The sequence below is a fragment of the Nitrospira sp. BLG_1 genome, from assembly GCF_047338595.1.
GTDB lineage: Bacteria > Nitrospirota > Nitrospiria > Nitrospirales > Nitrospiraceae > Nitrospira_D.
On sequence record NZ_JBLFBO010000057.1, the window covers coordinates 1 to 12,967 of the forward strand.

Annotated in this window: 15 protein-coding genes and 1 pseudogene; 8 read left to right on the forward strand and 8 right to left on the reverse strand. The window is 55.6% G+C overall.

The features are described 5' to 3' along the window. Positions 1-159: 159 nt before the first annotated feature. On the reverse strand, positions 160-3,855 hold the full coding sequence (gene metH, locus ACMTNU_RS18710; RefSeq protein WP_413936814.1) for a methionine synthase: 3,696 nt from the start codon (positions 3,853-3,855) through the stop codon (positions 160-162). Positions 3,856-3,984: 129 nt separating this feature from the next. On the opposite strand from metH, the gene ACMTNU_RS18715 reads away from it, so the two are divergent. Continuing rightward, the gene (locus ACMTNU_RS18715) at positions 3,985-4,770 is read left to right on the forward strand and encodes a hypothetical protein (protein ID WP_413936815.1); all 786 of its coding nucleotides are present in this window, start codon (positions 3,985-3,987) and stop codon (positions 4,768-4,770) included. 136 nt (positions 4,771-4,906) lie between these two features. Here ACMTNU_RS18715 and ACMTNU_RS18720 read toward each other — a convergent pair whose 3' ends face one another. Then, positions 4,907-5,455 (reverse strand): hypothetical protein, encoded by a 549-nt coding sequence (locus tag ACMTNU_RS18720; RefSeq protein ID WP_413936816.1) that lies wholly within the window; start codon positions 5,453-5,455, stop codon positions 4,907-4,909. Between the two features lie 172 nt (positions 5,456-5,627). Between ACMTNU_RS18720 and ACMTNU_RS18725 the strand changes: the two genes are divergently transcribed. Then, a complete protein-coding gene (locus ACMTNU_RS18725) occupies positions 5,628-6,068 on the forward strand; it encodes a hypothetical protein (RefSeq protein ID WP_413936817.1) in 441 nt (146 codons plus the stop codon). 129 nt (positions 6,069-6,197) lie between these two features. Here the strand turns inward: ACMTNU_RS18725 and ACMTNU_RS18730 are convergent, their stop codons facing one another. After that, positions 6,198-6,431 carry a DUF2007 domain-containing protein gene (locus ACMTNU_RS18730; RefSeq protein WP_090749658.1) on the reverse strand — a complete coding sequence of 78 codons (234 nt, stop codon included), beginning with the start codon at positions 6,429-6,431 and terminating at the stop codon, positions 6,198-6,200. A 255-nt stretch (positions 6,432-6,686) separates the two neighbouring features. Next, entirely contained in the window at positions 6,687-6,971 is a 285-nt protein-coding gene (locus tag ACMTNU_RS18735; protein WP_413936818.1) for a hypothetical protein, read from the reverse strand. A gap of 56 nt (positions 6,972-7,027) precedes the next feature. Between ACMTNU_RS18735 and ACMTNU_RS18740 the strand changes: the two genes are divergently transcribed. Continuing rightward, positions 7,028-7,777: an iron-containing redox enzyme family protein gene (locus ACMTNU_RS18740; protein WP_413936819.1), complete on the forward strand. Its 750-nt coding sequence runs from the start codon at positions 7,028-7,030 to the stop codon at positions 7,775-7,777. Continuing rightward, positions 7,774-8,658 carry a formylglycine-generating enzyme family protein gene (locus ACMTNU_RS18745; protein WP_413936820.1) on the forward strand — a complete coding sequence of 295 codons (885 nt, stop codon included), beginning with the start codon at positions 7,774-7,776 and terminating at the stop codon, positions 8,656-8,658. Before ACMTNU_RS18740 ends, ACMTNU_RS18745 begins: the two co-directional genes overlap by 4 nt. 77 nt (positions 8,659-8,735) lie before the next feature. On the opposite strand, the gene ACMTNU_RS18750 is transcribed toward ACMTNU_RS18745, so the two are convergent. From ACMTNU_RS18750 to ACMTNU_RS18760, 3 genes are all read right to left on the reverse strand, one after another. Beyond that, a complete protein-coding gene (locus ACMTNU_RS18750; protein ID WP_413936821.1) occupies positions 8,736-9,431 on the reverse strand; it encodes a hypothetical protein in 696 nt (231 codons plus the stop codon). A 184-nt stretch (positions 9,432-9,615) separates the two neighbouring features. Beyond that, positions 9,616-9,945 (reverse strand): hypothetical protein, encoded by a 330-nt coding sequence (locus ACMTNU_RS18755; RefSeq protein ID WP_413936822.1) that lies wholly within the window; start codon positions 9,943-9,945, stop codon positions 9,616-9,618. Between the two features lie 241 nt (positions 9,946-10,186). After that, the gene (locus tag ACMTNU_RS18760; RefSeq protein ID WP_413936823.1) at positions 10,187-10,411 is read right to left on the reverse strand and encodes an FmdB family zinc ribbon protein; all 225 of its coding nucleotides are present in this window, start codon (positions 10,409-10,411) and stop codon (positions 10,187-10,189) included. A gap of 70 nt (positions 10,412-10,481) precedes the next feature. Between ACMTNU_RS18760 and ACMTNU_RS18765 the strand changes: the two genes are divergently transcribed. The 4 genes from ACMTNU_RS18765 to ACMTNU_RS18780 all read left to right on the forward strand — a co-directional run bounded on the left by ACMTNU_RS18765 (position 10,482) and on the right by ACMTNU_RS18780 (position 12,591). Next, a complete protein-coding gene (locus tag ACMTNU_RS18765) occupies positions 10,482-10,754 on the forward strand; it encodes a hypothetical protein (protein ID WP_413936824.1) in 273 nt (90 codons plus the stop codon). Beyond that, positions 10,751-11,878 (forward strand): radical SAM family heme chaperone HemW, encoded by a 1,128-nt coding sequence (gene hemW / locus ACMTNU_RS18770; protein ID WP_413936825.1) that lies wholly within the window; start codon positions 10,751-10,753, stop codon positions 11,876-11,878. The genes ACMTNU_RS18765 and hemW overlap by 4 nt, the downstream gene beginning before the upstream one ends. A 129-nt stretch (positions 11,879-12,007) precedes the next feature. Then, a complete protein-coding gene (locus ACMTNU_RS18775; RefSeq protein ID WP_413936826.1) occupies positions 12,008-12,220 on the forward strand; it encodes a hypothetical protein in 213 nt (70 codons plus the stop codon). Positions 12,221-12,294: 74 nt separating this feature from the next. Then, a complete protein-coding gene (locus tag ACMTNU_RS18780; RefSeq protein WP_413936827.1) occupies positions 12,295-12,591 on the forward strand; it encodes an ATP-dependent Clp protease adaptor ClpS in 297 nt (98 codons plus the stop codon). 15 nt (positions 12,592-12,606) lie between these two features. On the opposite strand, the pseudogene ACMTNU_RS18785 reads toward ACMTNU_RS18780, so the two are convergent. Then, positions 12,607-12,967, reverse strand: a pseudogene (locus tag ACMTNU_RS18785) (hypothetical protein); the annotation flags it as partial.

The following is a 12,967-nucleotide window of genomic DNA, read 5'->3' on the forward strand; positions in this document are numbered from 1 at the left end:
TCGCCCCCATCTCGTTCGCCGGTTCTTTCACGCACCCTCCTGCGTGTATGCTGCCGCATGAGGCTTTACTAACGCCTGGCTTAGTAACTCGACGAACTGAAGGCATTATACGCTGTTCTTCAATCAGACCCCAGCGATGCGGCACGATCAGGATGTGTGTTACTCAGGCTCGTAGTTTAGGTTTGGCGAAAGCCAGCGCTCAACGGTGCGAAGATCCATCCCTTTTCGGCGGGCATAGTCCTCAACTTGGTCTTTCCCGATCTTGCCGACAGCGAAGTATTTCGCGTCTGGGTGAGCCAAATAGAATCCGCTGACCGCTGCAGCCGGCCACATCGCGTAGCTTTCTGTCAGGGTGATACCGGCATTCTTTTCGACTGACAAGAGATCGAACAAGAGTCGCTTTTCGGTATGGTCCGGGCAGGCCGGATAGCCCGGCGCCGGACGAATCCCCCGATACTTCTCACGGATCAACTCCTCATTCGTCAGTTGTTCGTTCTTGCCGTACCCCCACTCGTCCCTGACCCGCTTATGGAGGAATTCGGCAAACGCCTCAGCCAGCCGGTCCGCAAGGGCCTTGGCCATAATGGAGTTATAGTCGTCATGATCTCGATCGAACTGTTTGCAGAGTTCTTCCAATCCCAAGCCAGCCGTGACAGCAAATGCCCCAATGTAATCCTGCCGACCTGAGTCTTTTGATGCTACATAATCCGCGAGCGAGAGATTTGGCTGCCCGGCCGGCTTCTCCGATTGCTGTCGCAAATGATGGATCGTCGTGAGCACGGTCTTCCGCGAGGCATCCGCATACAATTCGATGTCGTCCCCGACCGACGCAGCCGCAAAGAAGCCGTAGACTCCCTTGGCTGTGAGCTGTCGCTTCTTGATGATTTCATCGAGGAGCCGACGCGCATCGTCGAAGAGTTCTTGCGCTCTCGGCCCGATGGTCGGATCCTCGAAGATCGTTGGGTAACGTCCCTTCAACTCCCAGGTATGGAAGAAGGGCGACCAATCAATATAGGGGATCAGCTCGACCAGCGGCTGATCCTCAATGGTTTGAATGCCCAGCACGGCCGGTGTTGGAAGATCGGCCTGGTCCCAGTGTGAGACGAACTGATTGGCACGAGCCTTGGCAATCGGGAGGAGCAGCTTAGCCCCCCGGTCCTGGTGCGATTGTCGCATCCGCTCGTAGTCGTCCTTGACTTGCTGTACGAACCCTTCCCGTTGTGTGTGACTCACCAGACTTCCCACGACACCCACCGCACGTGAGGCATCTAATACGTGAACAACGCCTCGCCCATAGGAAGGCGCGATCTTCACCGCCGTGTGGGCTTTGCTCGTGGTCGCCCCGCCGATCAAGAGGGGCACCTCGAACCCTTCACGAGTCATTTCTTTGGCCACATGCACCATCTCATCGAGTGACGGCGTAATCAGCCCGCTCAGGCCGATGATGTCGGCATGGTTCTCCCGTGCCGCAGCAAGAATTTTTTCACAGGGCACCATCACACCGAGGTCGATCACTTCATAGTTGTTACAACCCAGCACGACACCGACGATGTTCTTGCCGATGTCATGCACATCGCCCTTCACCGTTGCCAGCAGCACCTTACCCTGCGATTGAAAGTTGCCCGACCGCTTCTTCTCCTCCTCCATGAAGGGCATGAGATAGGCCACGGCCTTCTTCATGACACGCGCGCTCTTCACGACCTGCGGTAAGAACATCTTGCCTGACCCGAACAGATCGCCGACCACGTTCATACCGGCCATTAACGGGCCTTCGATCACTTCAATCGGCTTGGCGTATTTCTGACGCGCCTCCTCGGTGTCTGTGTCTATAAAATCCGTGATGCCCTTGACGAGGGCATGGGAGAGCCGATCCTCCACCGTCCCCTTGCGCCACTCGTCGTCCTTGACCGCCGCCTTTCCTTTCGCTTTGACGGTTTCAGCAAACGTGACCAGACGTTCGGTCGCATCAGGCCGACGATTCAGCAACACGTCTTCCACCAATTCGAGCAGATCTTTGGGAATTTCCTCATACACGGCCAATTGCCCGGCATTGACGATACCCATATCCAACCCAGCCTTGACGGCGTGGTAGAGAAATGCCGCGTGCATGGCTTCACGCACGACATTGTTGCCGCGGAACGAAAAGGAGATGTTGCTGATCCCGCCACTGACCTTGGCCCCAGGCAGATTCTGTTTGATCCAGCGCGTGGCTTCGATAAAGTTGACCGCGTAATTATTGTGTTCTTCAATGCCCGTCGCCACAGTCAAAATATTCGGGTCGAAGATGATGTCTTGCGGAGGAAACCCCACCTGCTCCGTCAGGAGCTTGTAGGAACGTGCGCAGATGTCCTGCTTCCGCTCCAGCGTATCGGCCTGGCCTTTCTCATCAAAGGCCATGACCACGACCGCCGCACCGTAGCGACGGATCAGCGTCGCCTGATCGATGAATTTCTGTTCACCTTCTTTCAAACTGACACTGTTCACGACCGCTTTGCCCTGGATATTCTTCAAACCGGTCTCCAGCACCTCCCACTTGGAACTGTCCACCATGATCGGCACTTTACAGATATCCGGCTCCGAGGCGACCAGCCGAAGGAATTTCTCCATGGCCGCCTTGGAGTCGAGCATGCCCTCGTCCATATTGATATCGATGATCTGGGCCCCGCCCTCCACTTGCTGCCGCGCCACCGACAGAGCCGCCTCATAATCTCCCGCGAGAATCAGCTTGGCGAAGGCCGGCGAGCCGGTCACGTTCGTGCGTTCACCGATATTGACGAAATTCGAATCAGGCCTGATCGTCACGGCTTCGAGTCCGCTCAAGCGCGTGTAGGGCTCAACCGTCGATGGCACATGCGGCTTCACCCCGCGCACCGCTTCCGCAATATGCTGAATGTGGGCCGGCGTCGTACCGCAACAGCCTCCGACGATATTCAACCATCCATTGTTCACCCAGTCGCGCAACTGAGGCGCCAAGGTTTCCGGTGTCTCCGGAAATCCGGTCGGCAACAGAGGATTCGGCAGACCAGCGTTGGGATGGGCACTGATGTAAATCGGGGCGATCCGGGACAGGTCTTCGATCAACGGACGCATTTCTTTCGGCCCCAATGCGCAATTCATCCCCACGCTCAACAGCGGCACATGGGAGATTGAATTCCAAAATGCCTCGACCGTCTGACCGGTCACCCCGCGGTTACTACCGGCCTGGATGAACGTCACCGACGCCATAATCGGAACCCGCCTGGCCCCGGACGCAAAGGCCTCTTGAATCGCGAAGAATGCCGCCTTGGCATTCAAGGTATCAAAAATGGTTTCGACCAATAGCAGATCCGCGCCCCCGTCGAGCAACCCGCGCACCTGCTCGCCGTACGCCAGGACCAGTTCGTCATATGTTGTACCTCTGGCGGCAGGGTTATTCACATCGGTAGAAATCGATGAGGTCTTGGTCGTCGGGCCGATCGCCCCGGCGACAAAACATCGCCGTCCCGGCTGTGCCTGTTCCACGGCAACGACGGCTCGTCTCGCACACTCGGCGCCCGCTTTGGACAACTCATACCCGAGCCGGTCCATACCGTAATCCGCCAGCGAGATGGCTTGGGAGTTGAACGTGTTCGTCTCGATGATGTCCGCACCGGCCTCCAAATACTGCCGATGAATGTCTTCGATGACCGACGGCTGCGTGATATTCAACAGATCATTATGCCCCTTGAGGTCCTTCTTCCAATCCTTGAAGCGCTCACCTCGAAAGGCCGCCTCATCCAGCTTCCGCTGCTGAATCATCGTCCCCATCGCGCCATCAAGGATCAGGATCCGTTCGTTCAGCATCTCCACGATGGGCCATTTCACTTGTCTGAGCATTGTCACCTTCTCTCAGGATCGGATAGTTGCTGAGTGATTCGTCGCGATCATACTGGAAGGTCTTCCAACGCGGCAAGCCGGCGGTCATTTTCTTGACATGAATTTGGATGCCTCGCTACGATGCCGGTGATGTCCCTCTCGACCCTCCTCCGCTCCACCACGCGTGCCCTTGCCTTGTGCGTCCTCGTGCTCGCTGCTCTCCCCTCGATCACTATGGCAACTCCTTATTTCGAAGACGGTTTCCTCGGGCTTTCCCAACAAGAATTGCACGAGAAGCTTGGCAGGCCCCAAGCGGTGCGTGACCGTAAGTCCGCGCTCAGGGTCTTCACGTATTACCCGATCACGGATTGGGCGACCTATTTCAGCAAACTGGTCTCTCCTGAAAACGGCGAAGATGTGTATACATTTACCCGCGAAGGAATCGAGATCCGCTATTCATTCAGCTATGCGGTCGACCTGAATGGTGACGATGAGAATCGTCCGCTCATCGTGCGGTTGGTCGACATCGAGTTTCCCCACCCGGTCCCTATGACCAGACTCCCCTCACTGATTCCTGAATTTCACCCCTCATCGGATCCGACCAGTCCCACGTTTCGATCGAATATTTGGGTATTGCTGTTTCAAGGGCCTGCTTCACCGGACGCCCGCTTCATCGTCAAGGAACCAGGCAAGGATCAGCTCGATTGGACCCTCTGTTTTCAACTTTTCTCACTGCAGGGACTTCCTGACCGCCTGACAAGAGAGTCCCGAATCGATCGCGTCGAGATCGGCGCACAGAGCGTGGAGTTTATCACGAGGCGATTACGACACACGCATGAACCGACCCTCAACCCCTTTTCTGCTCAATTCGAGAAGCAACCGATCTCCCCACCGCGGTCGTTGAAAGCCATCCCGGTTCCTCGCTATGCGGAGTAACTAGGCGTATCTCGTAAATCGTCGTACGTGAAGCGTCTTTATCCGCCACGACATACGCTTCACGAACCACGAACGACGCATAAGATCGCTGTTACGTATCGGTGGTCGTCTGAGAAGGGCCCAAAAGTAACGCGGGCTAAGGCGAGACCTGAAGACGATTCTGCTGCGTTTGTCCTGCAGCGACCGCTTTCTCTTTCATGCGATCCATTGGGCCGCCGTCGCTGGTGTACATGAGTACGGGTGTCCCGATCCCCAAGACGATCAATAGGCCCAAGGCCAACAAGCGCACCATCGGGCTGTTTTTACTGAAAAACATGATGAGCAGCAGGACCACCGCAGCGATGCCGGCTTGAGTCACAATCTTTGACTGCTCCGGTGCCAACCCCGCCACATCAATATGCACCGATGACAGCTCCCAGCCAAAATTCTTCGCTTGTGCTTTGACTTTGTCTTGCACTGACTGTAGCGTCGACGGCGGCTTCGTCACCGCATCGGGTTGCTCATGCGCTTTCACCTTCGCTCGAAACTTTTGGGGGATGGTTTCCAGCGCATCCGTGTAGACCAAATTTCCCTGATCATCGATATACGAATAGATCGTTGTCGCCCAGGCTTCGACAGAAAGTCCCTGCCCCAGCACGACACAGAGCCACATGAACAACGCCCAACCGCACTGCTTGACGATCATGTATCGACCTACCTCGTTATATGCTCACCGCAGAGAATCTCAGGGCATCCCCGATGTTTTGCCCTATTAAGTATAGCTAGCCTTATATCCATTTGATTTTACAGGGCATTAATCGCACTTCCTTGACTCTGGCGCAAGTGCGCTGTTAGCATCTCAATCTTTTCATTACACCATGGCTGCTGAATCTCAACCGCTGTCCCTTGATTCCGACACGAATGAGCCGTCATTCATTCGTCGTCGCCCTGTGCGGATCATTATCTATACAGGGCTTGTTCTCTTTGTCTTGATGGCGGTGGTTTGGCCCATGATCGTGCAACTCGGCGATCCAGACTTTCGCAAGCACATTGAGCAACATCGCGTCATGGTGGGAATGAGCAAGGAACAGGTATTACAAGCCTGGGGCGGCCCGCAGACGATCAATACAACCTTCACCAAAGATGGAATCCGGCAGGAGGAGTGGATCTTCGAAGATTGGGAAAGCACCTCGACGGTCCGTCACCGCTATCTCTATTTCGAGGAGGGTATCCTGAAAGGAGGATGGTACGAAGGATCTCGCGAACGACAAGCTCAGAACTTCCCCACGGACAAGCCGCACCCGAAAATCCAACCCTAGCAAGCGCATGAAGCGTATCGTGTGAAGCGGCGCTCGTGTTCGAGGCACACGAGGACATCTAAAACAGCCGGCCGTTTGAACATCCTCCTGCGAAGCGGCCCTGCAACAACTCGCTCGTTTATTCCTCATTCAAGGGGATGTGTCTCGGATGGAGAGCCGGAGTCTCCCGAGAAGTACCTCCGCACGGGCATGATCGGCCGCATCAACCATCACGCGGCTCCCGACAAGGGGTACTCCGGGATACAGACTGCTGACATGTTCGCCATGGACGACATACGTGATGCGATTACCGTCCAGCAAGCTCTTGATCATGGCGAGCTCTCCAACATCCTGCGCATTCATGAGATGGATCATCCGCATCATGGCTCCCTTGATCGAGTCTTCACCTCCGAAACCTACCCATCGATTGCACTTTCCTCATCCCCGTTCTACACTTGGACCAGGCGTTGGCCCACAGCATTTATGATGGTCCGTGACGAAACCGATGAGACAGCGCACCTCGTGAAACGTATCTCGTTTCTAAATTCGAACGTTTCACGCGACACATCTCACACACGACACATATTGTCGCAGCGGCATATCGGTGGGTGTCGTCGAAGCCTTCATGAATCATGTGGGTTAGGGCGTTTCCGTGATGCGTGCACGCCGCTCTTGACCCGGGCCGCCTGAGATCGTGAGGACACGTTTCCATTCACGGACTTGGTAGATGGCCCAGGCGTTTGGCTCGCCCTTAAAAAACGCGTTAGGATCTTCGCCGCTGGCATTGAGAAAGATGGGTTCGGTGAAGCCTTCTTCTAAGGCATAATCAAGCAAGGACTCAGTCGTAAACCCTGTTCCCCGAAGACTCACATCGGCCAGGAGCGTCAGGATCTCATCAGGATTCTGTATGGTGATGGCTTTCATTTTCTTTCCTCTGGATTCCGAATTGTAACGACGCCACCTCAAAGAGGCAAGACATCATGTCGGTTCACATGACGAAATCGGCGTTCCTTCAATCGTTGCTCCAACTCATGGACAACAAGCATCATTGGGCCTGGGACCATTTTGCGTCCGGCCGACTCACGCATGCCCAACTGAAGATTCACTTTCAACAAGAATACGCCGTCTACGTTCGTGACTTCCCCGTCTTCTTAGCCAGAATTCTGGGGAAAAATCCACCCCCTTCAGCACGACATATGTTGGCTGAAAATATCTACGAGGAGGAAACCGGAGGGCTTTCACTGGGAACGTCGCACCCAGAACTCTTCTTAACGATGATGGAGGGACTCCGATTCAGCCGAAACAGTTTTGAACAGGTCCGTCTCCTCCCCGAGGCCCTCCGCTACCGGGCCTGGCTTGATCGCATGTCCCATCACCGTGAGTGGGTACTGGGCGCTGCGACCTTCACAATTTTTGTAGAAGGCAGTGTGAAGGACCGCACAGAACTCACGACTCCATCAAAGAGCAACCAGCCGAAAGACATCGAGGCCCTCATCAACGTCCATCCCCTCGTCCGCTATCATGGCATCCATCCAAGCCGAATGGATCTGATCCGTGCGCACCAGTTGGTTGAAGCCGGACATCGGCACGATGCCTATCACATGGTGGTCAATTACACCCCACCGGCAATCAGGCCATCGGTCCTGGCGTGCCTTCGCAAAAGCCTGGCGCTTTGGCTGAAGTATCGCGATGCAGTCGCCAAATCCTGCGGAATCACAAAGCCTTCATGATGGTCCGACTGTTCGCCTGTTGTGCGCTTCTCCTCGCGTTTACCAATTGCGAATCAACAGCCCGGGCCGGGGTACCCCAAGACATGGTCGCGATACCGGCCGGAGAGTTCCTCATGGGCAGCCAGGAGGACGGTCTGAGCTTTGACGACGAGCACCCGCAACGTCTGGTCTACGTCTCATCCTTTTTTATTGATCGCAATGAAGTCACCAACGCCCAATATCGACACTTTGTCGACAGTACGGGATATCCCCCACCGAGCCACCTCACCCCCCAATTCAACCTATGGAACAAGGCGGTGCCACTCCCGGGAAGCGAACACCATCCGGTTGTCAATGTCAGCTGGGACGACGCCGTTGCCTATTGCCGGTGGCAGGCTAAACGGCTCCCGACCGAAGCGGAATGGGAGAAGGCCGCACGCGGCACGGATAACCGTCGCTACCCCTGGGGAATGGACTGGGACGTCTCCCTCAGCAACAGCGCAAGTTATTGGGCCGGGCGAACGATCGAATTCACAGACGGAGCAGCGTGGAAAGCCTTCTGGATGACCGGTGACGGTGCACGTGCGTCACAGGAGCATGGGCTCAACGGCGAAGTGTTGACACTCCCGATCGGAACATTCCCCCAAGGAGCCAGTCCCTATGGCCTCCTCGATATGGCCGGAAACGCCGCGGAATGGGTGCAGGATTGGTACGAACCCTATTCGTACCTCAACGCCCCCCTCTCCGATCCCCAAGGCCCGAACGGGAAACTTCTCAAGGTCGTGCGAGGTGGGTCCTGGCTCAAGCCCGCACGAAACCTCCGCGTCTCTGATCGTGACTACAGCCTGCCCACCGACCGTGCCACCGGGATCGGCTTTCGCTGTGCGAAAGACGTATTCTAGTCGACCCACCCCTGCCCGCCTCAGTCTCAATCATCCCTTGAATTCTCAGAACAGAAGCCCCAGCCACACTGAACTCATCACGCATGTGGTTTCACAAGAACAACCTCAACCTGTTCAACCTTCACCACCGGCATGATAAGCCCAACACCTTCTGCATCATGCGAGAAATCGTAGATGATGGACTCCGTCGGGATGAGCGTACCGGCCATGATGATGGACACCTGCACAGATTCATGGCGCCGAAGACTTCCGTCGATCCAATCAGCGAGGTGTTTGTCCGGTCGCACGCGCAAATTGCTGGGAAACTCCTCAGGTTTGAATCGGACCAGGCCCCAGCTTGTCGGAGTCAACTCCGGCCCGACCGCTACCGAATAGGACCGCGTATCGACATCGAAGTGCGAGACCTCTCCGGTCCACACAAACGCGATTCGCCACGTCAAGATCGGATTTCCCTCACGCGCCGCATCACGCTCGCGATTCAGGTTGAACAGCCGGTCATCATGATCAGGATCATGATGACCGTGGCCATACACCGTTGCCCAATCGGGCGGAGTCCCCTCCATCGCAGCAAGAAAGGATTCGATAGCCCCCTGAGTGACAAGGAGATGTGTCCCGGAAGGAAAAAACTGGTCGAGTTGAAGAAGAGAACTTGTCCGCAGCGGACGAGGCCCTGGGTCATCGTCCGATCGTGCTGGGACCGATGGTAGGGAAACCGTGCAGAGCAACAGAAATGAGGCTAACAGTGTGTTGACAAACTCTACGCCCTTCTCCAAACAGGCCAACCCTCCCCGTGACTGACCGAATCTAGATGCCCTGCAGGCTGTTCAGAAAGGCTGTCCAGCAAGGCCGCAGCGAGCGAAGGGGCGAATCGTACTCCGGCCCGTACGTTGAGCCTCTGAGCGACGTGAGAACGCCGCTGGCGGCCTTTGTCAACAGCCTGCCAGCCACCTCAGCAGCTTACCCGCCGGTCGCACGGCTGAGCGCCCGTTCATAGGAGGCTCTCAACGAGATCAGACCCGGATGGTCATCGGACAGCACCCCAACCTGAGTGAGTACCGCAAGCCGTGGAGCAGGATTGAGCCGGCGCAGGTCGAATCGCGTGAAGCCATCCAGGCTCAGTGCCTGTTCGTAGATGCCCAACCATGATTCTGTGACGGCACGCAATCCCGCATCAGTAGCCTGCATACGACCCAGTCGGACTTGCTGAAGCAGCTTGATCAGCGGGTCGGATTGAGAAATAGTCGAGATTGCTCGAGTCAATGCCTGTCCATCTGACATACCTATCACGAGCCCACACTCTTCATACCGGTTTGCAAGGAAACCACTTGGAGGACGCACCTCGTGAAGCGTCGAGGCCAACGGGTTCTAGTTTCGGGTTTCAAATTTAATGTTTCATGTTTTCCTCAAAACATGAAAGTCGAAACCTGAAACGTGAAACTCATACCAAAGAAACGCCTAACGGATATCATCCCAACAGCCTGTCATTGGCTGCAGCAGAAGCATTCAGGGATACTAGGGTCCGATCCGGTCAGTTCATCGAGCAGGCCCCGGGACCACGGGGGTCGCCGCAGCTCCCGCAAGAGCCGGAAGTTCCGGAGGAGGCCCAATTGGCCGTGGCACCGACACCAAAAGCCGAGAACTGTTTCTCAAGCTTCGTCGCCTTGCATTGGGGACAAACCGCTTCTGCTGACCCCTGCATCAACAGCTCAAAACGGTGATTGCATTCGCGGCAGACATATTCGAAGATAGGCATGGTAAACAACTCCTTGGTTGTAAAAGATATTATAAGATCACCTCCAGAGAATCGCAACGAGAGGGCCAGGATGTATCAGGAAGAAAAAACCTTTCGCCTTCGCGTGACGCTCGAAGCGTCGTTCCCGGATGACTATGACGGGGAGGAAGACGAGTCCAGCTGGATCCGAGAGTGGGAAGTACGGATGAAACCTCAATTGATCAAGTCGGTGTTCGACACCCTCCGCCAACAGAGAGGGTGGTCGTCGCATGTACGAAACCGAGGCGTCTCGCCGGCCGATGAGATCGAGATTGTCCTGAGCAAAGATTTCTCAGCACCCGTTCCTCTTCGCTTTGAACGATGACGTCTGCCACAGAGATCGGCCTCTACGTTCATATCCCCTTCTGTCAGCATCGCTGTCATTTCTGTGCCTTCTACCTTGAGATCGCACACGTCGATCGCATAACGAGATTTTGTTCAGCCCTCATCCATGAAATTCGATTGCATCGCCGTCACCATCCACTCAATGGCCGTATGCTGCAGAGTATCTATTTTGGCGGCGGGACTCCGACCGCCCTTTCACCGGATCAACTGGTTTCACTGCTGAAGGTGATACAGACGACCTGGCCGACCAGCCCAACCGTCGAGATCACGGTGGAGGCCCATCCCTCTTCCGTCACTCGCGAGGGTCTGACCACATTGGCACAGGCCGGATTCACCCGAATCAGCTTCGGCGCAGAGTCGATGCGGGAACAGGATTTTGTCCCCATCGGTCGGCATGGGCAGGTCCAAGATACGGCAACCGCCGTTCAGGCGGCACGCGAAGCCGGTTTTCTCAATATCAACCTGGATCTCATGTACGGACTCCCCGGCCAATCGCTTCAAGATTGGCAACGTACCCTGGAATTGATCCTCCCTCTTAACCCATCCCATCTGTCCTGTTATGCCTTGACGATTGAGGAAGGAACCAAGCTCGCTCAGGACATTGCTCGACACCGTGTGTCACCGGTCGATGACCAACTGCAATTAGAAATGGAGTCTTCGACAGAGCAAGTCCTTACACAGACGGGATTTATTCAGTACGAGATCTCAAACTACGCCAAACCGGCATGGCGCTGTCGTCATAATTTACTGTATTGGACCGGCGGCGAGTACCTCGGCCTTGGTCCAAGCGCCCAATCCTATGTGAACGGAACCAGGTTCGGCAATGTGGCGGATCTTGATCAGTATGAGGCCGATCTGAATGAAAACCGCCTGCCCATAACCGATTCCACACGACTTTCACGCAGTGAGCGAGATCGCGACACCCTTGTGTTCGGCTTACGCCTTCTGCATGGGGTCCCGCTGCAAGCAGTTGCGGGGGCCGACCGGGATTCCGAGATCGGGCACTTGATCACAGACGGGTTCTTGAGTACCGATCACGAACGTCTTTGGCTCACTCCTTTGGGACGACGGTATGCAGATTCAGTAGCCGAACGCCTGTTCTGAACCGGAGATGCCAGGGTACATTCAACGCCTCACAGCCTGGAATTGAGCGTCTCATCCGCTGAGGTCCCGTGCCGATTGACAAGTTACTCATGTTTGGAGAAGACTACAGATACATTGTAAGGAGTCTCCGTGCCGATCAATATGGATCCAGCGAAAAAGCGTCGGCGTTCCCACACACCGAGCGTCCCGGCATCCGACTCCACGAGCGGAGACACTGTTTCGGCTCAGCCCATCCAGACCTTTGGAAGTGAGACCGAGGCGGATCGTGAAAAAGATCTGGCTGATGCGGAGTTAAGAAACCTGTGGGAAGCGACGGAAGTAATCGATATGGACAAGGTGTGAGAATCGAGAAAGGGATCAGGTCACCCGACTGAGAAAGAGACGCGCTTCCTCGTCCGTGAGACAATCTCCGCTGCATGCCAACACCAGCCACACCAGAAACCATTCCTGATATTGGGGAAGACATTCACACCGGCACCGGAAGCGGATTGGAATCCCGTGTCGTGGTGTACAATTGCGACTGTCATACCTATAAACAGGTCATCGAGTTATTTTGCCGTTTCATTCCCGGCATGACCTCGGCAAAGGCGTTTGAACTCGCCTATCGCATCGACCACGAGGGACAAGCGATCGTCTTTACCGGATCAACTGAACGAGCGGACGATATTGCGGCGAAGCTCGCAGGGGGTGGGCTCAAGGTCGTGGTGCAGTAACCCTCTCTCGATCACCTACTTATGCTTTGCCTTAGGCTTGGCAACTGCTTTTGAAGTACCAGAAGGCTTCGCGGGTGAACCCTTTGACGCGGGCTTCGCCGGTTTCTTTCCTCCTTTTGCCTGATCCGCTTTGCCGCTCTTGTTCGCAGCCTTGGACTTGCTCCCCGAGGAGGCTTTCACCGGGGCCATATAGGTGGAGGTACGATTGACTTTCGCTAACTGGTCTCCGTTGAGGACACGCACTTGATACAACTCAAACAGTTTGCTGATGGCTTTCGTATCGCCGCGTCTTGCCGCGCTGAGCAGCTTTCGGCGTTGGTTCATCTCTTCTTCTTCGGTATGCGAAGCAGCTCGTCGTTCCATGCCCATCCTCTCT

Excerpts from the sequence above, each read along its gene's own strand:
- metH (WP_413936814.1), bottom strand. The coding sequence starts at position 3,855 with ATGCTCAGACAAGTGAAATGGCCCATCGTGGAGATGCTGAACGAACGG.
- ACMTNU_RS18715 (WP_413936815.1), top strand. The coding sequence starts at position 3,985 with ATGTCCCTCTCGACCCTCCTCCGCTCCACCACGCGTGCCCTTGCCTTG.
- ACMTNU_RS18720 (WP_413936816.1), bottom strand. The coding sequence starts at position 5,455 with ATGATCGTCAAGCAGTGCGGTTGGGCGTTGTTCATGTGGCTCTGTGTC.
- ACMTNU_RS18725 (WP_413936817.1), top strand. The coding sequence starts at position 5,628 with ATGGCTGCTGAATCTCAACCGCTGTCCCTTGATTCCGACACGAATGAG.
- ACMTNU_RS18730 (WP_090749658.1), bottom strand. The coding sequence starts at position 6,431 with ATGATGCGGATGATCCATCTCATGAATGCGCAGGATGTTGGAGAGCTC.
- ACMTNU_RS18735 (WP_413936818.1), bottom strand. The coding sequence starts at position 6,971 with ATGAAAGCCATCACCATACAGAATCCTGATGAGATCCTGACGCTCCTG.
- ACMTNU_RS18740 (WP_413936819.1), top strand. The coding sequence starts at position 7,028 with ATGTCGGTTCACATGACGAAATCGGCGTTCCTTCAATCGTTGCTCCAA.
- ACMTNU_RS18745 (WP_413936820.1), top strand. The coding sequence starts at position 7,774 with ATGATGGTCCGACTGTTCGCCTGTTGTGCGCTTCTCCTCGCGTTTACC.
- ACMTNU_RS18760 (WP_413936823.1), bottom strand. The coding sequence starts at position 10,411 with ATGCCTATCTTCGAATATGTCTGCCGCGAATGCAATCACCGTTTTGAG.
- ACMTNU_RS18765 (WP_413936824.1), top strand. The coding sequence starts at position 10,482 with ATGTATCAGGAAGAAAAAACCTTTCGCCTTCGCGTGACGCTCGAAGCG.
- hemW (WP_413936825.1), top strand. The coding sequence starts at position 10,751 with ATGACGTCTGCCACAGAGATCGGCCTCTACGTTCATATCCCCTTCTGT.
- ACMTNU_RS18780 (WP_413936827.1), top strand. The coding sequence starts at position 12,295 with ATGCCAACACCAGCCACACCAGAAACCATTCCTGATATTGGGGAAGAC.